The organism is Peribacillus sp. FSL R5-0717 (assembly GCF_038002945.1).
Lineage (GTDB): Bacteria > Bacillota > Bacilli > Bacillales > DSM-1321 > Peribacillus > Peribacillus frigoritolerans.
On sequence record NZ_JBBOOF010000001.1, the window covers coordinates 5,069,293 to 5,091,257 of the forward strand.

At 40.0% G+C, this 21,965-nt stretch carries 23 protein-coding genes and 2 pseudogenes; 21 read left to right on the forward strand and 4 right to left on the reverse strand.

The window, feature by feature from the left end:
* Window positions 1-10 precede the first annotated feature (10 nt).
* From NYE65_RS24270 to NYE65_RS24320, 11 genes are all read left to right on the forward strand, one after another.
* Window positions 11-1,360: an acetyl-CoA carboxylase biotin carboxylase subunit gene (locus NYE65_RS24270; protein WP_340861907.1), complete on the forward strand. Its 1,350-nt coding sequence runs from the start codon at window positions 11-13 to the stop codon at window positions 1,358-1,360.
* A 31-nt stretch (window positions 1,361-1,391) separates the two neighbouring features.
* Entirely contained in the window at window positions 1,392-1,604 is a 213-nt protein-coding gene (locus NYE65_RS24275) for an acetyl-CoA carboxylase biotin carboxyl carrier protein subunit (RefSeq protein WP_034312225.1), read from the forward strand.
* A 14-nt stretch (window positions 1,605-1,618) separates the two neighbouring features.
* Entirely contained in the window at window positions 1,619-2,521 is a 903-nt protein-coding gene (locus NYE65_RS24280) for a hydroxymethylglutaryl-CoA lyase (protein WP_328177141.1), read from the forward strand.
* A gap of 19 nt (window positions 2,522-2,540) precedes the next feature.
* Window positions 2,541-3,323 carry an enoyl-CoA hydratase gene (locus NYE65_RS24285; RefSeq protein WP_340861908.1) on the forward strand — a complete coding sequence of 261 codons (783 nt, stop codon included), beginning with the start codon at window positions 2,541-2,543 and terminating at the stop codon, window positions 3,321-3,323.
* Between the two features lie 23 nt (window positions 3,324-3,346).
* On the forward strand, window positions 3,347-4,876 hold the full coding sequence (locus NYE65_RS24290) for an acyl-CoA carboxylase subunit beta (protein ID WP_096338496.1): 1,530 nt from the start codon (window positions 3,347-3,349) through the stop codon (window positions 4,874-4,876).
* Between the two features lie 194 nt (window positions 4,877-5,070).
* The gene (locus tag NYE65_RS24295) at window positions 5,071-5,835 is read left to right on the forward strand and encodes an NUDIX domain-containing protein (protein WP_063576326.1); all 765 of its coding nucleotides are present in this window, start codon (window positions 5,071-5,073) and stop codon (window positions 5,833-5,835) included.
* 15 nt (window positions 5,836-5,850) lie between these two features.
* Window positions 5,851-6,402, forward strand: a complete 552-nt coding sequence (locus NYE65_RS24300) for a cysteine hydrolase family protein (RefSeq protein WP_034312211.1) — start codon at window positions 5,851-5,853, stop codon at window positions 6,400-6,402.
* A gap of 62 nt (window positions 6,403-6,464) precedes the next feature.
* The gene (locus NYE65_RS24305; protein ID WP_034312208.1) at window positions 6,465-7,934 is read left to right on the forward strand and encodes a nicotinate phosphoribosyltransferase; all 1,470 of its coding nucleotides are present in this window, start codon (window positions 6,465-6,467) and stop codon (window positions 7,932-7,934) included.
* A 34-nt stretch (window positions 7,935-7,968) separates the two neighbouring features.
* Window positions 7,969-8,799: an ammonia-dependent NAD(+) synthetase gene (gene nadE / locus NYE65_RS24310; RefSeq protein ID WP_063593412.1), complete on the forward strand. Its 831-nt coding sequence runs from the start codon at window positions 7,969-7,971 to the stop codon at window positions 8,797-8,799.
* A gap of 122 nt (window positions 8,800-8,921) precedes the next feature.
* Window positions 8,922-9,935, forward strand: a complete 1,014-nt coding sequence (locus NYE65_RS24315; protein ID WP_340862182.1) for a serine hydrolase domain-containing protein — start codon at window positions 8,922-8,924, stop codon at window positions 9,933-9,935.
* 339 nt (window positions 9,936-10,274) lie between these two features.
* Window positions 10,275-10,568 (forward strand): hypothetical protein, encoded by a 294-nt coding sequence (locus tag NYE65_RS24320; RefSeq protein ID WP_340861909.1) that lies wholly within the window; start codon window positions 10,275-10,277, stop codon window positions 10,566-10,568.
* A 149-nt stretch (window positions 10,569-10,717) separates the two neighbouring features.
* Here NYE65_RS24320 and NYE65_RS24325 read toward each other — a convergent pair whose 3' ends face one another.
* Complete coding sequence (locus NYE65_RS24325) at window positions 10,718-11,122, reverse strand: hypothetical protein (RefSeq protein ID WP_340861910.1); 405 nt, start codon at window positions 11,120-11,122, stop codon at window positions 10,718-10,720.
* A gap of 329 nt (window positions 11,123-11,451) precedes the next feature.
* On the opposite strand from NYE65_RS24325, the gene NYE65_RS24330 reads away from it, so the two are divergent.
* The 10 genes and pseudogenes from NYE65_RS24330 to NYE65_RS24375 all read left to right on the forward strand — a co-directional run bounded on the left by NYE65_RS24330 (window position 11,452) and on the right by NYE65_RS24375 (window position 17,430).
* A complete protein-coding gene (locus tag NYE65_RS24330; protein ID WP_063593417.1) occupies window positions 11,452-11,700 on the forward strand; it encodes a hypothetical protein in 249 nt (82 codons plus the stop codon).
* A 230-nt stretch (window positions 11,701-11,930) separates the two neighbouring features.
* Entirely contained in the window at window positions 11,931-12,359 is a 429-nt protein-coding gene (locus NYE65_RS24335) for a YwqH-like family protein (RefSeq protein ID WP_340861911.1), read from the forward strand.
* Window positions 12,359-12,646 (forward strand): YwqI/YxiC family protein, encoded by a 288-nt coding sequence (locus tag NYE65_RS24340; protein WP_034306007.1) that lies wholly within the window; start codon window positions 12,359-12,361, stop codon window positions 12,644-12,646. The genes NYE65_RS24335 and NYE65_RS24340 overlap by 1 nt, the downstream gene beginning before the upstream one ends.
* Window positions 12,643-13,596, forward strand: a pseudogene (locus tag NYE65_RS24345) (ribonuclease YeeF family protein); the annotation flags it as partial. The gene NYE65_RS24340 and the pseudogene NYE65_RS24345, both read left to right, overlap by 4 nt.
* 471 nt (window positions 13,597-14,067) lie before the next feature.
* On the forward strand, window positions 14,068-14,748 hold the full coding sequence (locus tag NYE65_RS24350; protein ID WP_340862183.1) for an HNH endonuclease: 681 nt from the start codon (window positions 14,068-14,070) through the stop codon (window positions 14,746-14,748).
* Complete coding sequence (locus NYE65_RS24355) at window positions 14,745-15,212, forward strand: DUF6985 domain-containing protein (protein ID WP_098936517.1); 468 nt, start codon at window positions 14,745-14,747, stop codon at window positions 15,210-15,212. Before NYE65_RS24350 ends, NYE65_RS24355 begins: the two co-directional genes overlap by 4 nt.
* A gap of 414 nt (window positions 15,213-15,626) precedes the next feature.
* Window positions 15,627-15,794: pseudogene (locus NYE65_RS24360) on the forward strand (DUF600 domain-containing protein); the annotation flags it as partial.
* Between the two features lie 311 nt (window positions 15,795-16,105).
* Window positions 16,106-16,594 carry a hypothetical protein gene (locus NYE65_RS24365; RefSeq protein WP_340861912.1) on the forward strand — a complete coding sequence of 163 codons (489 nt, stop codon included), beginning with the start codon at window positions 16,106-16,108 and terminating at the stop codon, window positions 16,592-16,594.
* Window positions 16,591-16,959, forward strand: coding sequence for a DNA/RNA non-specific endonuclease (locus tag NYE65_RS24370; RefSeq protein ID WP_328177281.1), 369 nt, complete (start codon window positions 16,591-16,593; stop codon window positions 16,957-16,959). Before NYE65_RS24365 ends, NYE65_RS24370 begins: the two co-directional genes overlap by 4 nt.
* A gap of 3 nt (window positions 16,960-16,962) precedes the next feature.
* Window positions 16,963-17,430, forward strand: coding sequence for an antitoxin YezG family protein (locus tag NYE65_RS24375; protein ID WP_340861913.1), 468 nt, complete (start codon window positions 16,963-16,965; stop codon window positions 17,428-17,430).
* A gap of 193 nt (window positions 17,431-17,623) precedes the next feature.
* On the opposite strand, the gene NYE65_RS24380 is transcribed toward NYE65_RS24375, so the two are convergent.
* The 3 genes from NYE65_RS24380 to NYE65_RS24390 form a co-directional block, all read right to left on the reverse strand.
* Window positions 17,624-18,538, reverse strand: coding sequence for an iron-hydroxamate ABC transporter substrate-binding protein (locus NYE65_RS24380; protein WP_063576316.1), 915 nt, complete (start codon window positions 18,536-18,538; stop codon window positions 17,624-17,626).
* 989 nt (window positions 18,539-19,527) lie between these two features.
* Complete coding sequence (locus NYE65_RS24385; protein ID WP_340861914.1) at window positions 19,528-20,739, reverse strand: SpoIIE family protein phosphatase; 1,212 nt, start codon at window positions 20,737-20,739, stop codon at window positions 19,528-19,530.
* A gap of 22 nt (window positions 20,740-20,761) precedes the next feature.
* Window positions 20,762-21,583 carry an alpha/beta fold hydrolase gene (locus NYE65_RS24390; RefSeq protein ID WP_034312169.1) on the reverse strand — a complete coding sequence of 274 codons (822 nt, stop codon included), beginning with the start codon at window positions 21,581-21,583 and terminating at the stop codon, window positions 20,762-20,764.
* Window positions 21,584-21,965 lie beyond the last annotated feature (382 nt).

Sequence of the window (21,965 nt, forward strand, 5' to 3'; positions counted from 1 at the left end):
AGGATATCGAATGATTCGAAAAATTCTTATCGCAAACAGGGGAGAAATAGCATCACGCATTATTCGTACATGCAAGAAGCTGGGAATACTTACTGTCGCAGTCCATTCGGAAGCAGATTCGGATTCGCCTTTTGTGGGATTGGCGGATGAGGCATATTTATTGGGTGGTCCGAGAGTGCAGGAAAGCTATTTAAACGTCAATAAGATTTTGGAAATAGCCAAGGAAACCGGAGCGGAGGCCATTCATCCTGGATATGGTTTTCTTAGTGAAAATGCAGATTTCGCACGTTCATGCGAAGAAGCCGGCTTGATATTCATTGGTCCCAAACCAGAGATCATCCAGCAAATGGGCAATAAAGTCGAGGCGAGGAAAAAGATGGAGCAAGCAGGACTTCCATTGGTGCCTGGATTTTCACGTCCGTTAATTGATAGTGCAGAAGCGGCAGCCGTTGCCGAAAAGATTGGCTATCCAGTCATGTTAAAAGCAGCAGCAGGCGGCGGGGGAATCGGCATGCAGGCCGTTGCTAATGAAGATGAACTAACCAAAGCCTTCGAAGGGAATCAAAAACGTGCCCAATTATTTTTTGGCAATGGAGATATGTTCATAGAAAAATTGATTGAGAAGCCTCGTCATATCGAAATTCAGGTATTGGCGGATTCCTTTGGGAATGCTGTTTACTTATGGGAAAGGGAATGCTCCGTTCAAAGGCGCCACCAGAAGGTCGTGGAAGAGGCTCCATCTTCTTTCCTTGACGAAGAAACAAGAAACAGGATGGGAATGGCTGCAGTGAAAGCGGTAAAATCCATCGGTTATAGCAATGCGGGCACACTCGAATTTTTAGTAGATGCAGATAAAAACTTTTATTTCTTGGAAATGAATACACGCCTTCAGGTAGAGCATCCTGTCACTGAAGAAATTACGGGACTGGACTTAGTCGAACAGCAAATTAAAATTGCATCGGGCAACAAATTGGATTTCACCCAAAGTGAGATTAAACAGAACGGACATTCCATTGAAGTCCGCATTTATGCTGAAGATCCGAAAACCTTTTATCCGGCACCGGGGAGGATCACCACCATGGAACTTCCGGAAGGTGAAGGGATCCGTCATGAATTGGCCGTTCATGGAACTTCGGTCGTATCCCACTTTTATGATCCGATGATCGCCAAATTGGTGGTGAGCGGCGACTCGAGGGATAATGCGATTGAGAGATTAAGAGAAGCGCTGGCAAGCTATAAAATCGAAGGGATTAAAACAAACCTTCCTTTGCTGATGGAAATAATTTCTCATGAGGCTTTTTCCAAAGGAAATACGACTACGGATTTCATTGCGAAATATATTCAAAAATTGACTGTATAACTTAAAACATAATGATCGGGAGGAAAATAAAATGGCAGAATTAAAGGCAAGCATGGCAGGAAGCGTTTGGAAAATCGTAGCAAATGAGGGGCAAAGTGTAACCGACGGACAGGATATCATTATCTTGGAATCGATGAAAATGGAAATCCCCATTGCAGCCGAGGAAGCTGGCACCATAAAAGAACTAAAAGTGAATGAAGGGGATTTCGTAAATGAAGGCGACGTTTTGGCCGTCATTGAATAAAGGGACGGAGGGGTATGATGAATTGGCCTGAAAAAGTGACAATTAAGGAAGTTGGACCCCGTGACGGGCTGCAAAATGAAAAGGTCATAATACCTGCACAAAGCAAAATGGAGTGGATCGATCAGCTCTCTGATACAGGATTATCTTATATAGAAGTGACTTCATTCGTACACCCAAAGTGGATTCCCCAATTGAGTGATGCCGTCCTGGTGGCTAAGGGAATAAAGCGCAAGCCTGGTATCACTTATGCGGCCCTTGTTCCGAATCAAAGGGGACTGGAGTCGGCCCTTGACGCCAATATCGATGATATTTCCGTGTTCATGTCATCCAGTGAAACGCATAATCTAAAAAATATCAATAAGTCGATTTCCGATACCTTTCCAATATTGAAGGATGTCATCAGGACAGCAGCAAATAGCGGGAAAACGGTCAGGGGCTATGTTTCAACCGTTTTCGGCTGTCCGTATGAAGGGGAGGTTTCGACTGATCAGGTTTTCCGTGTTTGTGATCAACTTTTTGAATATGGCATCGATGAAGTCTCGTTGGGTGATACCATTGGGGTCGCATCTCCAAGACAGGTTGCACTGTTCCTTGAACAGGCTGTAAAAAGATATGATATGAGCCAAATTGCCCTCCATTTTCATGATACAAGGGGAATGGCACTCGCAAATATCCTTGAATCACTAAATTATGGTATTGACACTTTCGACTCTTCGCTCGGAGGTTTAGGGGGATGCCCGTATGCACCAGGAGCGAGCGGAAATGTGGCTACGGATGACCTGGTTCATATGCTACATAAAATGGGGATTGACACAGGAATCAATCCCGAAAAGCTATTGAAGGCTGCGGCCATGGTGCAAAGCTTTTTGGAAAAACCATTGCCTAGCCATCAGATGGCTGTAAATAACGCACAATAAGCGAAATCGAGGTGAATGTATGACTTCATTAGTTGATATAAGGTATGAAGAAAAGGGAATAGCCCTCGTGACCTTGAATCGGCCGGATGCTGCTAATGCTTTATCCACAGAATTGCTTCATTGCTTAATCGAAGGGCTGGATGGATTGAAGAGAGATTCCAATTTACGAACAGTCATTATAACGGGAGCAGGTGAAAAGGCGTTTTGTGCAGGTGCGGATCTTAAGGAAAGAGCGGGTATGAATGATGATAAAGTCAAGGAGACAGTCAAGTTGATCGGAGACACGATTACGGCTGTAGAAAACCTTCCAGTACCGGTCATTGCTGCGATCAACGGTTCGGCTTTTGGCGGTGGGCTGGAATTGGCACTCGCTTGTGATATACGCATCGCATCGGAAACGGCAAAGGTGGGGCTGACTGAAACGTCATTAGGCATCATCCCTGGTGCAGGCGGTACACAGCGACTGCCTCGGATAGTCGGAATGCCGACAGCGAAAGAACTGATTTATACGGCAAGGAGATTGGATGCAAAAACGGCACATGCCTTGAAAATCATCAGTCATGTATATTCACCCCAACATTTACTTGAGGAAGCGAAAAAATTGGCTAAGGAGATTGCGGTCAATGCCCCATTAGCACTCAGGGCTGCAAAAGCGGCGATCAATCAAGGGGCTGAAACCGACTTGAAAACAGGATTGCAAATTGAAAATGACTGCTATCAGACAACTTTAAAAACCCTTGACCGACTGGAGGGTCTGTCAGCATTCAAGGAAAAACGCAAACCGGTATATAAGGGCCAATGATTTCTATTGAAGGAGGAACAGGGATGGTAACGACGGATAAACTAACCGAAACGGTTGAAACGATTAAAAAAGGCGGTTTAGAAAAGTATCATCAAAAAAACGCTGAAAAAGGAAAGCTTTTCGTACGTGAACGTCTAGAGCTGCTTTTCGATGAAGGGGTAGAAATAGAGGACGCTTTCTTTGCCAATTGTGCAAGTGTTGGTCTGCCTGCTGATGGTGTGGTTACGGGCATCGGAAAAATCAATGGTCAAAGGGTCTGTGTCATGGCCAATGATTCGACTGTGAAAGCTGGATCCTGGGGAGCAAGGACCGTCGAGAAAATCATTCGCATTCAGGAAACAGCCGAAAAGTTACAGCTGCCCCTTCTTTATTTAGTCGATTCTGCCGGGGCACGAATTACGGATCAAGTAGAAATGTTTCCGGGCCGCCGTGGAGCTGGCCGCATCTTTTACAACCAAGTGAAGCTATCAGGAAAAGTCCCGCAAATTTGTCTATTGTTCGGTCCGTCTGCCGCCGGCGGGGCATATATTCCAGCTTTTTGTGATATTGTCGTAATGGTTGATGGCAATGCATCCATGTATTTAGGTTCACCGAGAATGGCAGAAATGGTCATTGGCGAAAAAGTGAGCGAAGAGGAAATGGGCGGGGCGAAAATGCATTGTTCCGTTTCAGGATGCGGCGATGTACTTGTCAAGTCGGAAGAAGAATCGATCGCGTTTGCGCGCAGGTACTTAAGCTATTTTCCAGGAAATTATCAAGAAAGACCTAAAAGCGTAAAACCTGAGCTGCCTGCGGATTTCGAAAAAACTTTGGAAGAACTGATTCCTAAAAATCAGAATGCAGCCTTCAATATGTACGACCTGATCGATAGGGTTATAGACAGGCAATCATTTTGTGAAATCAAGAAGCTATTTGCCCCTGAATTAATCACTGGGCTTGCAAGGTTAAATGGACAAACGATAGGGATCATAGCCAATCAGCCGCGAGTCAAGGGCGGCGTCCTGTTTCATGATTCAGCTGATAAGGCTGCCAAGTTCATCAACTTATGTGATGCTTTCCATATACCGCTGTTATTCCTGGTGGATATTCCAGGATTCATGATTGGAACGAAGGTCGAACGGGCAGGAATCATTCGCCATGGTGCGAAAATGATCTCGGCCATGAGTGAAGCCACTGTTCCCAAGATTTCCGTCATCGTCCGTAAAGCTTATGGTGCCGGACTATATGCGATGGCCGGTCCCGCCTTTGAACCGGACTGCGTTCTTGCCTTACCGACGGCATTGATAGCGGTCATGGGAGCTGAAGCTGCGGTCAATGCAGTCTATGCCAATAAAATCAATGCGATGGAACCAGAAGAACGCCCTGAATTCATTGAACAGAAGCGCAATGAGTATAATGAAGATATCGATATTTACCGCTTAGCCTCTGAAATGATCGTTGATGGCATCATCCAGCCGAATGACCTGCGTGATGAATTGAGCGCGCGGTTTGAAGCGTATAGCAGTAAGCAATTGACATTTACCGATCGTAAGCATGGGGTCTATCCCGTATAAAGTATTCCATGGAAAAAGCCCGGTTCATCATGACCGGGCTTTTTTCATGGAATAAAATGAATGATTATTTAAATAATTAGAAAATTTTTCTGTTTTAGAGTTGCTAAATCACACAAGGAAGAGTACTATAATTAGTAATTAAAGATTTACTAATTACTTAATTCCATACTTAGTGAAAGAAAGTGAGAGTTGCCATGGCTCAGCAGGAAATAAAGAAATATATTACTCCAGATGGATACACAGCAGATATTGCAATTTTTACTATTACTACAAAGAAAACGGCAGAGAAAGCCCCTCCTGAAATGTTTTTGAAGCTATTATTGATTAAACGTGCCTCAAAAGATAAGGAAGGAAGCCCCAATGTTGAAGGAGATAAATGGGCTTTACCCGGAGGCTTTGTCAATGCCTCCGAGACTGCCTATGAAGCAGCCAAACGAGAATTGAAAGAAGAAACGGGCGTAGCTGGATTCCATGTCAAGCATTTCGGGGTTTATGACCGCCCGGGGCGCGATCCCAGGGGATGGATCATATCCAATGCTTTTTATGCAATTGTCCAGGAAGAGTTTCTTCATCAAAGAAAAGCGAATGATGACGCAGCTGAGGTTGAATTGTTCACGATTCAGGAAGCCTTACAATTAGATCTTGCATTTGATCATTATACAATTATTAACGATGCGATGAATGTATTGAAAAAAGAAATGGTGCAAACGACGATAGCCCAAAAATTCCTGCCGGATGAATTTACACTTTCTGAACTGCAACGGGTTTTGCTGACAGCCAGAGATGATGCAAAAATCAGTGCAGACTCCCTTTTTTATGCAAAGGCCCCGAAGCTTCCGTTTTTGGAGAAAGTATTGGATGAAAAGGGAATGCAAAAGAAAACGAAACGTAATTCGTATCGGCCTTCACAGCTTTACCGGTTTAATGCAGAGGTTGTCATGGACTCTATTTACTATTAAGGGGGAATTGGTGAAATGGGAAAAAAGGCATTGATCAATATAGATTATACGTATGACTTCGTGGCAGACGGGGGTTCATTGACCTGCGGGAAGCCAGGTCAGGATATCGAGAAGGAACTTGTCAGTATAACCAAGGAATTTATCAAACAAGGCGAATATACGGTATTCGCTATTGATTTACATGAAGAAGGAGACCGCTTACATCCCGAATCGAATTTGTTTCCACCGCATAATATTAGCGGTACAATGGGTAGAGACCTATACGGGGCGTTAAAAGAGGAATATGAAACAAATAAAAATCAAAAGAATGTTCATTATATAGATAAAACACGTTATTCGGCCTTTGCAGGAACGGACCTTGATATCCGCCTGCGGGAACGTCACATTACCGATGTATATTTAGTCGGAGTTTGTACAGATATTTGCATTTTACATACGGCAATCGACGCTTATAATTTAGGCTATAAAATTTTTGTATATGAACATGCAGTGGCCTCGTTCAATGATGCCGGTCACCATTGGGCGCTTGGACATTTTAAAGGGTCTCTTGGAGCAACCATTCTATAATTTCGATTCAAGCAACAGAATAGAAGGGAAGCGAATGCTTCTCTTTTGGGAGGAACTTATCCATGGAAAAAAAATACAACGATGACAGTTACGCATTACACACTGACCTATACCAAATTAATATGGCCCAAACTTATTGGCAGGACAAAACACATAACCGCAAGGCAGTTTTCGAGATATTTTTCAGAAAGCTTCCATTTAATAGCGGATATGCGATCTTTGCAGGACTTGAAAAAATTGTCCATTACCTTCAAAACTTTTCCTTCTCGGAAAGTGATATCGACTATTTAAAAAATGATCTGCACTATGATGAAGAATTTTTGAAATATTTGAAGAACATCCGTTTCACGGGAGAGATCCGCTGCATGAAAGAGGGGGAACTCGTCTTCGGCAATGAACCGATATTACGGGTGGAAGCACCGCTTGGTGAGGCTCAACTCATAGAAACTGCGTTGCTTAACATTGTGAACTATCACACACTCGTGGCAACAAAGGCATCACGCATCAAGCAGGTCATCGGTGAAGAATCTGCCCTAGAATTCGGTTCAAGGCGGGCGCAAGAAATGGATGCCGCAATTTGGGGAGCGAGAGCGGCCTATATTGCTGGCTTTGATTCCACTAGTAATGTACGTGCTGGAAAGCTGTTCGGCATTCCGGTTTCAGGGACGCATGCACATTCCATGATCCAAGCTTATAAAGATGAATATACGGCTTTTCATAAATATGCTGTTTCCCATAAAGACTGTGTATTCTTGGTTGATACGTATGATACATTGCGTTCTGGCATCCCGAATGCAATCCGTGTTGCCAAGGAATTGGGTGATAAAATCAATTTCATTGGCGTCCGTCTTGACAGTGGTGATTTAGCTTACTTATCAAAAGAAGCAAGACGTATGCTTGATGCTGCAGGATTCCATGATGCGAAGATTGTCGCTTCCAATGACCTGGATGAATATACAATCATCAATCTGAAACAACAAGGAGCAAGAATTGACATTTGGGGCATCGGAACCAAATTGATTACGGCTTATGACCAGCCAGCGCTGGGTGCTGTTTATAAAATGGTTTCAATAGAGGGAGAAGATGGGAATATGAGAGATACCATCAAAATTTCTTCTAACCCTGAAAAGGTCACGACACCTGGCTTAAAACGAGTATATCGAATCATCAATAAAGTGAACCATCATGCTGAAGGTGATTATTTGGCGATGGAATATGAGAAGCCGCAGGAGCAGGAAAAATTAAAAATGTTTCATCCTGTCCATACATTCCTAAGTAAATTCGTCACGGATTTTGATGCGGTTGATCTGCATGTGGATATTTTCAAGGATGGAAGTTTGATTTATGAATTGCCGACCATAGATGAAATCAAGGCCTTCACGCAAAAAAATCTTCAAGTATTATGGCCGGAGTACCTTCGTGCCCTTAATCCTGAAGAATATCCGGTAGATCTAAGTCAGGATTGTTGGGATAATAAAATGAGGAATATAGATGAAGTTAAAGCCAAAGTAGAAAGAATGCTAACGAAATGACCAATCTATTTTATTAGAAAGCGGGGAAATGCCAATGCGTCCATTACAAAAAGAAATCGTAAAAAAATTACTTGTCCAACCAACGATCGATCCCGAAGCCGAATTCAGGAAAAGTGTTGATCTATTAAAAGGGTATATGAAGAAAAATACGTTTCTGAAAAGCTTTGTACTTGGAATTTCCGGAGGTCAAGATTCAACACTGGCGGGCTATATTGCCCAAACCGCTGTCAATGAATTAAATGAAGAAACGAATGGCAGCGACTATAAGTTTGTTGCTGTAAGCTTGCCATATGGAGTGCAGGCAGATGAAGATGATAGGCAGCTGGCTTTAAAATTCATTAAGCCAAGCCAAACGGTTACAGTCAACATCAAGGAAGCGGTGGATGCATCTGTCAAAGCTGTGGAAGAAGCAGTTTCTGAAAAGCTATCGAATTTCTTAAGAGGAAATGTTAAAGCACGAGAGCGAATGAAGGTGCAATATGATTTAGCCGGGCTGTATAAAGGCGTTGTGCTTGGTACGGATCATGCAGCTGAAGCAATTACAGGTTTCTTTACGAAACATGGTGATGGTGCAGCGGATATCATTCCTTTATACCGTTTAAATAAAAGGCAAGGAAAAGAAATCTTGAAATTTGTCGGTGCTCCTGAGCGCCTTTATACGAAAATACCAACGGCCGATTTAGAAGATGACAAACCGTTACTTCCTGATGAAGTGGCTTTAGGCGTTAGCTATGATGAAATCGATGATTATCTTGAAGGCAAGGAAATCAGAACGGAAGCAGCTGAAATCATCGAAGGATGGTATACTAAAACCGAACATAAACGCAATGAAGCCATCAATGTTTATGATACTTGGTGGAAATAACGAGTGAAATCTAAGATACGTTATCCCGCATCACATAAGATGCGGGTTTTTTTGCAAGACCTAACAAGCACCTTTGCCAACACATCAATAATGAAAATTTTACCAGAAAAGGGTGACTCTACATATGGACATATCCAAGAATATTGAAGCAACGAGAAAGGAAATTGAATTTCTCGGGTGTAATCAGTGTGAAAGCGGGAGATGATCTGATCCATAGCTCAGCGCATGGCTATTCCAATCGAGCGGATGAAATCATGAATACGACCGAAACAAGGTTCGGTATTGCTTCCGGTTGTAAACTGTTTACCGCGATAGCCATTTGCCAATTAATACAAAAAGGAAAACTTAGGTTCGATTCTAAACTTAAAGACTGTGTTCGGATCATGTTTCCTGATTTCAATCAAAATGTGACCATACAGCACCTCTTAACACACACTTCGGGCATCCCTGATTACTTTGATCAAGAAGTGATGGATGATTTTGAGGAGCTATGGCAGAATAATCCGATGTACCATGTAAAAGGATTAAAGGATTTCCTGCCAATGTTTCAAAATGAGGTGATGATGTTTCAACCCGGGGAAAGGTTCCATTACAATAATGCAGGCTATATTTTATTAGGATTGATTGTTGAGGAACTAACTGGACTTGAATTTACCGAATATATCGACAAGAACATCTTTCTGCCTTGTGAAATGAAAAATTCCGGTTATTTTTCCATGGATCAGCTACCTAAAAATACTGCATTAGGGTACATACACGAAGAAAATGGAGTATGGAGAACCAACGTTTATTCCCTTCCCATCAAAGGCAGTGCGGATGGAGGGGCGTATATTACCACATCAGATATGTTCAGGTTTTGGGAGGGGTTATTTTCCAATAAGTTACTGAATCAAGAATATACCGATCTCTTATTGGAAACCCATATTGCTATAGAAGATGATGGGGAATACTATGGCTATGGTATATGGATCCGTAAAAAAAATGACGCGATTTTCAAATACCATCTTATGGGGTATGACCCGGGGGTAAGTTTCAATTCTGCGGTATATCCGGCAAAGCGATTGAGAACCGTCATTGCTTCAAATAAAGGCAGGGGTCCATACCATGTTACTAGGGCGCTCGAGAAAGAAGTATAAAAATAAATGGAACCTTTCCACTAATGGAGGGTTCCATTGTTTATAGTCAATCTGAATTCATTCAAGTATTTTTAAGAAAGGGACGAATTCGCTTTCAATTGGTTCCAGGAATTTCTGGAATTTCAAGGGAAGAACCCCTTCTGTACCCTTATTCAAGAACGAATCTTTAATGATGCGGCATATCAATTTTTTATTGTCGGAAATCTTTAAGGAGGTAGCATTCTTAGGTTTCAAGGCTTTTCCAAACAAAGAATTTGTATATTTAAATATCTTGAAGTAGAGTATATTTAATATACTTTATTTTATCCGGTATTTTCCGATGGAGGTTCTTTTTACATTATGAAGGCAAGATATGAACTAGCGAACATGAACTTAACAGTAAGCAATGTGACTTTACGTAATGCTGCGGATAGCTATGTCCTCTTGAAAGCTGCAGATGATCAAAATAATGAAATCACGATCAAGCTTTCTCACGAACAAGCGGAATTCCTGGAAGCGGAATTAAGGGAAGTAAATCGCCGCCGCAGGGAAAATAGTTCTGATATTACAGGAAATGATCAGGAACGTATTAATGACGACGATTCTTTTAATCTGTTCAGCGTTGATTTATTCAATGAAAATGAATCGAAGTAATCCTCAAATCATATTTGCTTCTCTGTAACCTTGCTTTCGATTTATGATGATGCTGCAGAGAATCTATCATTCCCGCCAATACAAAACCCGAATTTCCATTTATTGAAAGGCATTAGGAATGTTTTAAGCAAGCTGACCTATCGTTACCTTTATTTTGATTGCTTGAAAAAATTCTTCACCAATAGGAATAGGGATGATATTACAGCAAAAACCATGAAAAATACGATGAACCCCCATAGGCCTATCGCCGCATCTTGAAACTCCATATTTCCTCTGCTGGTAAGGGCTTGCTGTATCTCTATGGCAAATACTAAAACAACCATGACTGTAAAGGTATAAAGGAAAGAGAGTATCGTTATCCCAAAACGCATCCGGGCAATTAAATTAGATAAAAATAACACGAACAAAAATATGATGATACCGATGATTCCCATTATCCAAAAATGTAAATCTTTGTCCGTTGCATTTGAATTTAATGTGTCACTTACAAAGAATAGGATGAAATCGTGAAGATTATTGACGATTTCAGCTAATATCTGGATGATTTCTTTCATTTCTCACACCTCCAATCCTTAGATTATAGCAGGTTATAAATCTATATAGAAGAGGGAAGGTCCTCGAGGCTATCAGACTGACCTTCGGTGGAAGTAATGGGAAATCATAAACATGCTTGGAAACGAAAAAAAAACATATATGAATGAAGAAATCAGTTCATGTAACGGCTGCTAAACAAAATACATAGAAAAATAAAGTAATTCATGGAAAGCAGGAGTGCCTATTTCCAATGTTTTAACATCTTAGCGATCTAAACCATAATTGTTTTAATCGGAATGCTAGTAAATAATATTTTTACTTAATGATTTCATGGTTGGAGGAGAAAGGTATGAATGATATACATAATCATGTGTTAACAGTAATTGATTTTATGAAAACCGGACACAAAACATGCTTTGTGAAGGTCATCGGTTTTGATGCTGAATCCGGACAGGATTTTGAAGGTGAAGTTAAATTTGTCGGTGATTTGCCTTTTGGTGATTTGATACATCCCGAACGGTCACATTTATCCTCCTCTTGCAGGGAATTTGTTCGGGATGACTTGCTGCATAGATACAGTCAAGGACAGTTTGAATGAAGTGTTTGAAATTTTTTATAGAGAATTCAAGGGGTTTACTTGTTTAAAATTGGTAAAATGCCGGGTATAAAGAATATGGTATGTAGGAACTTTTTTATGCCAAACTTCTCTTTCAACTGACAAAATAGCATATTTATCCCTATTTAACTCTCGGACTTTAATCCTTATAATGTTAAATAAGAAAAATATGACAGTTAGTGTAGGATTATACTGTTTCTGAGGTGAGTTTCATGGTATATGCAGATATTTTGAGTAATATACACTCTGCTATCTCCAGTAAAAAAGCTGATTTAAATGTGAAAATTGAACGATTAGAAAATGCAAAAAACGATATTATAAAAGAACAAAGCATGTGTCTTAACGAGATTAGGAAAATAAAAGAGCCTGAGCTTGGTGGCAGCTGGACAGGTAACCGTTCGGATCACTTTCAGGATGCCCGTCAGGATGCCTATAATGTGATGTTCAGTATCATTCATGACGATTATGATGATTACCAATGGAAAATCGAAGCGATGATTACAAAGCTGAATGCAGAGAATACGCTTCTGAGCATAGCGGGGAATATAGCACAAGAAGCCGACTCCCTTTTGAGCAAAGGCGAAGAGGCATTTGAGCAGCTGGAAAGTAAAATATCCGATTTAAAAAGGCGGTTGTTTTAATGACGACAATCAAACTGAATCATCCTGCCGTAACGAAGCAAGTCGATCAGGTGAAGACGGCACTTGGTACAGTCACGCTTGGAAATTTGCCGGCAGGCGAGCTTGGCAACAATAAATTGGAATTCACCTCGAAATGGATCGATCGCGAAACGAACCTGGAGAAGGTCTTTGAGCAATATATCAAAATCGTCCAGAAAAATGTGGAAGATACCCGTGCCAACATTGACTTATTAAAAGAACAGGATGAAGCCATCGCCCATACGTCTTCACATGGGTATCAGCGATGAAGATATATGAAGCCGAGACATTGACGGCCGCAACCAAGTCGCGCGCCAAGCAATATGAAGAACTAAAGAAGGAAGTCACAGCCCTGAAAAAGGAATTTCAGGGCATTGTCGGCCTGGATGACGAGTTCCAGGGAGCCGGTGCTACCGCCATCAAAAGCTTCTATGAAGCACAAATCGAGGTGGCGGACGCCTGGATGGAATTATTCACGACCCAGATCAGTTTTTTGGAAGGCATACCGGCCAATCTGGAAGAGGCGGATCTCTCCGGAAATACGGTGGTAGAGGTCCCCTTTTTAGATGGTGAAGTCTCAAACGGCATCAGCCAAGCGAAGTCGCTTGTCGATGAACAAGCAAACGATCTCCAAAGGATCCTGAACAGCATTGACGATATCCTATCTCTTGATATGTTCGACCAAAAGGACTTTAATGAAAAAATCACGCTGGCCGGGCACAGGCTGGATGACACCGTGACAAAGGTCGAGAATGTCGACCGGCAACTGGTCGAGGAATATGATGTGTCCATCGGGCAGGAAAACGTGGCCGTTGGCCTCTTCCGTGCCTTGCTTGATGCCACCAAGCAGGACGGCAACATTTCGCCGATGACATTCAACGAATCGGCATTCAAGAGTAGTGACGTTTATCAAGTAAAGGATGAAGTCGCCGGTCAGATGAAAGACTATCAAACCTTCAAAAAGGAACAAGCAGAAGCCCGGAAAATCGAACAGGAAATGGAAGAACTCGAAAATCGACCATGGTACGAAAAAGCCTGGGATACGACAAAAACCTTTACAGGGGAATTCACGGGATATTATGATTCAATCAGGGCCTCGACCGGAGTCGATCCAGTAACGGGCCGCAAGCTGTCCGATGCCGAACGAATCGCGGCCGGCGCCATGGCCGCCGCTGGATTCATCCCCGTCGTCGGCTGGGCCGGACGGGCCATCAAAGGCGGCAGCGCCATCTACAAAACGGCCAAAGGACTCAATGCAGCAGACCACGCACTAGATGCCTATAAAACGACAAAAGGCTTTAGCCTCCTCCAGAAAACCGAATACGGGATATACGGGCTCCTCGCAGCCAACGGCCTCGGTGAAGCGGCCACCGGCAAAGACATGTTCGGCAACCAGCTAACCAAGGAACAGCGCCAGAACGGACTGTTAATGGCACTCGGAATCGGTGGTGTGGCTGGTGCGGCGAAGGTCGTCGATAAAGTAGCAAGTGGTACAAAGTTCGTCCCTTACAGCAAGGAGTTTGCGCAAAAGCAGGTTCAGAAGGTTCAAGCTACAATAACAGACATAGCGAGATCAGGAAAAACCACGTTAAAAAATATAGGTGACGAACTAGGCAAAAAAGAAATACCTAAACGGATAAGTATGGAACAAGTTTCCCTCGCAGGAGGACCAAACCTTCCCCAAATTGTAATGGAAAAACAGACAATTAAGGAAGCCTATCAGAAATTCACGGTGAAGGATAAAAAAGTAGAGGGTGTTTCAGGGGAGAGTGTTCCTAAGGGGACGGAAGTTCCACCTGCCTTTAGACAAACTGAATTTGCTAGTTCGTATGAAGCGAGGCTTAATCAGACACCTGCATTAGAGAATTCGAAGGTTGAATTTGAGGGAATAAGGGGTGAATCTAAGGGAATACTTAAGCCGCCACCGGACCGTCAATTAAAACAAATTTTAGATGAAGTTGGGATTGATGGCATCCAATATAAAAATGCTGTTCCTGATTTTTCACCGACAGCAAAAGCACAAGTTGAAATCAACTATATGCTTGGAGGAAAAGGAACTTATGGAGGGAAAGCCAGAAGAGCTAATTTTGTTCAATCAGACCAAAAATTAGCTGATCAACTTAATAATTCACCTGAATTAGCAAGCCAATTTGGGATGGAGTCTGGTAAAATTAGTGCAAGAGATATAAAGAAATATCGAGAAAATAATAAATTAACATGGCATGAATTAAATGATGTTAAAACAATGCAACTTGTGCCAACAAAAATAAATAGTGAATTCGGACATCTGGGTGGTGTAGGAGAAATAAATGCAGGAGCTTTTATACCTGGAGGGTTTGCTAATAAACAAAAAGAGGAGATCTTAAAATGACTATAAACGACCCAATTTTTGGTGAACTTGAATATGAGTATGGTTGGGCTAAGGATACCACTATTCATTTTTTTGGTAAAGAAAAAGAGATATCTTTGATGGTAGATGGCGAAGAAGATGGAAAGTTTGATGAAGAGCAGTATATGGCATATCAAGCATTAATGCAAAAATGGGAGGATTTACAGCTAAGTTTATTGCAATCAATTTTAGACTATTACAAACAAAAGCGACATGAACTAGGTTATGATATTGGATTAAATGAAAATTATCCATTAGTTGAAACAACAAATCAAATACTAGAAATGATAACTTTAGATGGAATTGTTGTTCCTTATGCGGATATTTTTGAGGGGCGAGATATTGGAATTACATTTAATTGTACATGGGATATAGAAAATGGATTAGGGCTTCGTCTATTAAATGAAAAAATAATTGAAGTAGGTTACCAGGACGTTGCAATATAAAATCGGCTGTAAAAAGTAAAGACTCATGATGGTTGTACCATCAAAGAGCATTACGGCAATGATAGATAGAAAAAGAAGTATGAGCTTAGGTGATATGACATTTTACTGGGCGATGAATATAAACACATGAATTGTATATTAAACTAACGAACTCGTACAAATTCGTAAGTTTTAACGTAGTATTTGTCACGACATATAAAAGTTGTCCTACTGTTACTATGAAACTTACAATTTAATGTTACTTAAAAACAAATGAACTTAAAGCGCTTGATTGTCAACTAAAGGCAACGAGTGCTTTTTAGCGTTATAGCGTTAAAAAATAAAAGAGCATAATACACTAGATTTAAATTTTTATTGTCGTGTATATAGACTGTAATGACTGTGACAGTGTATGAGTAGAGAAAAAAATGAAACGAGTTTAATAAAGAAATGCCTACTGAGATAAAATTACATTATAATGTGAAACAAAACAGTTTAAAAGGTCAATACAAATATGATTTAGTATATTCTAATTATGACGAACTATTGCCTGATGATATCTTTGATATATGGTTCGAAGATGTGAAACAAAGGAATTTGTAAATAAGACCTTGATTGGCTTTTGCCTTTCAAGGCTTTTTTGCCTTAATTGTTTTAAGGTTAAAGTAATCACATTAATATGGATTAAAATCGGGTTGGGAGTGTACGCAAGTGGTTGGATAAAGTGACATGAAAAGTAAAGCAATCAAATAATAACGGAGTCGATCCAGTAACAGGGCGCAAGCTGTCCAGCAGACCACGCACTAGATGCCTATAAAACGACAAAAGGCTTTAGCCTCCTCCAGAAAACCGAATACGGGATATACGGGCTCCTCGCAGCCAACGGCCTCGGTGAAGCAGCCACAGGCAAAGACATGATCGGCAACCAACTGACCGAGGAACAGCGCCAGAACGGGCTGTTGATGGCACTCGGAATCGGCGGTGTGGCTGGTGCGGCGAAGGTCGCCGATAAAGTAGCAAGTGGTACAAGGTTTGTCCCTTACAGCAAGGAATTTACGCAAAAGCAGGTTCAGAAGGTTCAAGCCTTCGGCAGGGAAATCGGTAAAGTGAAAGTGCCTCTCCGTATAAGGGTCGAAGAATTAGCGACGGTGTATGGAAATAACTATAAACATGTCACATTTGATAAAACGACGATTAAGGATATCGTGCAGAAGTTTGCGGTGAAGAGTGATGGTGATAAGGGTACAGGCAAAGTAGTGCTTGCAAAGGGCTCCATTGAAATTACAAAAGTGGAGTATGGAAAGCATTATACAAGAGAGCGAATGAAGAAAGTTTTAAAACCGAATATTGAATATACATCCCCTGGTGGTCATGTATATAAAACAGACGAAAAGGGTGGATAACAAGTGTAGAAGGTTCTCTCGACTTAGGCAGTGGTAAACGAAACAATTATGCTCAGCGGATTGCTGGAAGGGAAGACCGCTTGCCAGATGATCAAGGGGGCCACTTAATCGCCAGCATATTTAAAGGATCTGGTCATCTAGACAACCTTGTTCCTATGAATGCAAACCTGAATATGGGAGAATGGAAAAAACTTGAAATATCTTGGGCAAAAGCTTTAGACAGTAATCCTCCTAAAACAGTAGAAGTGAAAATATATCCTGTGTATGAGGGAAATTCAACTCGACCTACAAGTTTCGACATAGAGTATAAAATTTACGATGGCCGTTGGGATTTAAGAACATTCGAAAATAGAGCAGGGGGATAAAAAATGAATGAATCAAAACTAAATGAATATTACCTGAAAATAGCTCAAACTGTAAATGGGATGATTCCAGAAGAATGGAGTAAAGTAATTTTGTATGGAGAAGTTAATGAGGGGACAGGGACTGCGTTCTTTTTCTATCAGCCTATTATTAATGATAAACTCATATATAGTCACGATATCCCTGAATTACATAGTATTAGTAGAATAGAGTATAGAGAAACATGGCGGAGGTTAATAAAGGTTTTAAAAGAATTATTAGATGAATTTAAAGATAATAATCAAGAACAATGGACCAATTTATCTTTTACTTTAGAAAGTACAGGAAAATTTAAGGTTGACTATGATTATGAAGATTTATCAGATGCAGATGATCACGAAAGAAGGGTTATTTGGGAATATACTCGTTTGGGTCTTTTACCTGAAACTGAATATGATAAGAGTATTTTAGAAGACTACCTCAAGAAAGACTAGTGGAGGATAAGAAAAGCTTGTTTTTTTGTATGACCTTAACGGTAAAGTTTAGGTCTTTTCATTTGATATGAATATCAGTTGGATTTAGCACTTGATTGCCTTTTAGGCAAAAGTGCTTTTTGTTTTTTCGAAGATACAAGTATAAAACACATAAAAGAAGGAATTCTCATTTAAAGAATTCCTTCTTTGCATACTATTTGTTAAGAAATGATTTTTCGAAAAATTCTAGAAGATGCTCTAGAGTGATTGGATCACTGTAAGTGGATGCTTTACTATTTATTTCAAATATACGATCGTTCTTAACTGCAGGTATATTTTTCCACGTTTCGGTCTCCACAAATGAATTAACTACGTCCGGGTTTTTACTAAAGATAATATAATCTCCAGTATATTCAGGAAGCACTTCAGATGAGAGGACATAAATGCCGGATTTAAGTGCCTTTTCTTTTACTTTTTCAGGCATTTTCAAGTCCATTGCTTGATACAATATTTCTGTTCCGCGTGCATAATTATTTCCAAATACATAAAACTCTTTAGCATCATTTTCAATGACAGAAACGGTTGCATCTTCACCAATTTTTGCACGTATCGCTTTTCCTGCTGTTTCTGCACGCGTTTCGAAATCATTAACCCATTCTTTTGCTTCCTTTTCTTTGTTTAAAAGTTTTCCAATCTCTATTTGCTGTGATAAATAATCTAATTTCCCCCAAGTGAATACAACAGTCGGAGCAATTTCATTTAGCTTTCCGATATTTTTCATCTCGGATCCCGCTATGATTAAATCCGGTTCCAGTTCAATGATTTTCTCCAGGTCATCTTCTGAAACGACTTCCACGCCCTTAAGTCTATCTTGAAAAAGGGGATTCATATTAGTCCATTGATCTATTCCAACAATATTACCTTCTAAAGCCAATACATTAGGTCCATTGGAGAGAGCTATTATTCTTTTTGGGTTTTTAGGAATCTCAACAGGGCCAGTTTCTGATTGATATGTAATTGTTTCTGATTTTGTCTTGGAATCATTATTTTCGTTCGCTTTCTCGTTGTTCCCACAGGCACTAAGGATAAGCACGAACAAGAGCAGGAAGGGTATGAATAGCTTTTTCATTTTGATTTTCTCCTTACTGATATAGTGTAGGTTAAAAATATACTAAAAAATGTCTAATTAATAATGATATTCATTTTCAATGACTACATCAACATATTAATAGGAATGATAATCATTGTCAATAACTTTCGCCAGATTGCTAAACTCCGTGAACTAAACCGTCACCCCTGCTAGTATTGTGTTTTTCTTCGTAAACCAAGTCTAGTAGTTAAGGTGGATAGCACATTCAACCGGATGCCGCATCCTAAGAAGAGGGATAAAATAGCTCGGTTCGTGTCATAATTTTCCGCATGCGTCGTTAAATACTTGATATTGAGGTTTTTTCGATTAACTATTATTAAAATAATGACAAGTAGTTGTTTACATAACTATATTATGGTTTAATCGTTGAGAAATCATATATGTTTGAACGAAAATAATGATGCGAAGATCGTTTATTCCTGGCCATAAAACTGGGGGAGGTTTTAGTTTGCTTCCACATACATTGGAAATTGTCCAGAATCATGATGAATTGATTTGCATTCAGTCTAAACTTTTAGCAACTTGTCCACACCTTCCATCGGTCCATGCATATACAATAGTAAGGAGGGTGTTAGGATGGAGATAAACTGTTGTTATGAAGAAAAATGTTTTGAAAACAATGACCCAAGTACAGTATGGTTTCCTGGAAAGCGTTGTAAATGTAAGTGCAAATGCAAAAAAAACAAGCGCCGTCATTAATCACTAAATGAATGACTGGACATAAGTTGTTCAACAGAGGCAGGCCCAGCGGCTGCCTTTTTTATTTGGACATGCGTGATATATATTAGTGGAATTGCGCTGAAATATATAAAGGTGAAAAAACACTCAACCATTATGGCAGAGTGTTTTTAAGCATGGGATATAGAAAATAAAAGTTCATTGAACTAAAGTTAATCCCTATACGAACTCCCAAGAAATTGAACAGTAACTTGGATTAGTTATGTAGCAGATAGCACAACCCCGATGTTTTATTTTAGTTTAACTAAAATAAGACATTGGTCATCTTTACGTTGGAGAGTGTCCTCTTCATATCTAAGCGTTTGTATAACTTCCTCCTTAATTGTGGATAAAGGGGCAGTGGAATAGGTCTTTAACAATGAGCATAAACGGTCTGAACCTATAGGTTCTTCAACTCCATCTGTATAAAGGCACAGCATACTTTCCTTATTGTATGTAATGGTATTTGTTTTAAAAAGTATATCTTCAAACATCCCGAGTGGCGGCCGATTAGAACGCAACTCATATTGTTTTCCGTTTATTTCCTGTAAAAGAACGGATGGATGGCCTGCATTTATATAATTAATTTCTCTCTTATCAGTATCGATTAAAAGGTAGACGGCAGTGCAGTAATGAGATGATTTACTTGTGTTTTTGAATAAAGAATGGAGATGGTCATCTAATTCTTTCATCACCGTTTTCACTTCCGAACCTTTTAAAATTAATCTTTCAAATATGGAATGTAGTGACATGGTTATTAGGGCAGAAGAAAGCCCATGCCCCATCACATCAAGTAGGATAAGGCCATACCGCTGGGCGTCAATTTGGTAAAAACCATATATATCACCCGATAATTGATTGGAGCCTTTATAATACGCTTGAATTTCAAGATGTTCATTAATAATAGGAACTGGCAATAGTGTCTCTTGTATCTTTTTTGCAAGACCCAGTTCTCTTTCTGTATCTACTTTGAATTTTTCATTTTTTTCGTTCAATTCAATCAGCTTATTCTTTTGCATTTTCATCGTTTCATGAGCAATCTCTAAATCAGCATAAGCCTTATTCCTAGCATTTAGTGCGGTCTCTGCCTCTTTTTTCGCTATAAGAAGCTCATTTTCTAATTCGTTTCTTTTTCGCATTGGAATCACCACACACTCAATAATGGTTCTTCCATCTCGTTCTCTTTGAACAGCGTTGAGTAACACAGGTATTTCTTCATCATCTACAGACTTTAAGGATATATATATTTCCTCAATCTGATTTTCTAATTTAATCAGAGGAACCAGATAAAGCTGATGAAAGAGTATAGCTGAAGCCGAGAGGATATAATTAATAGGCTGCCCTTGCAATTGATCGAGATTATACCCCAATAATTTAAGTAAGGTTTGATTAACGGATAAAATATCATCTTCTTCTGATAAAGTTAAATATCCGCAGGGTGCCTCATTTAGTTGTTCATTCACAAAAATTCACACCCATCTCTATCTATAAATCGTTTGTCGGAAATTCATCCAAAAACTGTCGAATTAAGAATATCGTCTCTTCTGGATGACTCATATGTGGACAGTGTCCTGTTGCTTTCATCATCTTCAATGTACTATCGGGAAGATGCTTATGAATATATTCACCTACTGCTGACGGAGCAATAACATCTTTGGAACATTGCAAAATGAGTGATGGTACTTTTACTTTTGCTAAATCTTTACGGTTGTCTGCAAAAAAGGTAACCTCCGCAAATTGTCGTGCGATAATGGGATCAGTAGAACAAAAACGATTCTCTAAATCCCGTTTAAGCTCTGGGCGATCTGGATTACTCATGACCGTTCCCGCAAAAGCGGTTGCCCAGCCTATGTAATTTTTGTCCATCATATCAATCAATCCTAAAAGTTGTTCTTTCTCGAACCCCCCGTAATAATCATTAGGGAGATTAAGGTAGCAAGGGGAAGGACCAACCAGGACAAGTTTAGAAAAATATTCAGGATGTTTAATGGATGCCAGCATCCCAATCACACATCCAACAGAGTGTCCAACAAATATAGCATCTTTTAGGTCTAATGCCGAACAAACATCAAGTACGTCTTGTGCATACCCATCAAGAGTACTGTATCTTTCCACATTATATGCCTGTATATCTGAATTACCTGATCCAACATAGTCAAATAGAATAATATGGTATTCATCTTCGAAATCTTTTGCAACTGATTGCCAGACATTTTGATCACAACCAAAACCTGGTGCAAATATCATTGGTCGTGTACCTCTTCCTCTAATCTTTACATTATTACGCAATAAAATATTGGGATTCATGATTGGCTCCTTCATTTAGAAGATATACTCACTATATGGTAACACTAACCTTATTGGAATTAAAGAATTACACTTTAGCTGAAAATTGAGCTTGAACAGGAATGAGGAGAGTGGTATACACTTGGCGGAGTTTCAAGACTTTTGGAAACTCTCGGTCTTTCGTATACAGGTACCTCTTATACCTGGAAAAGGTCGACAAAGTTCCTTGATAATATGGAAAGCCTTATTATAAAAAGGGATCATGTATTGAATAACTACGATGGATTTTTTGATTAGATCGCCAAGAAATATATGGTTATATTTTAATAGAAAAAATAGGGGTTTTTATTATGGGTAACTTAAATTTCACCCTTTTTCTGAACCAAATCCTTGAATATTGTTT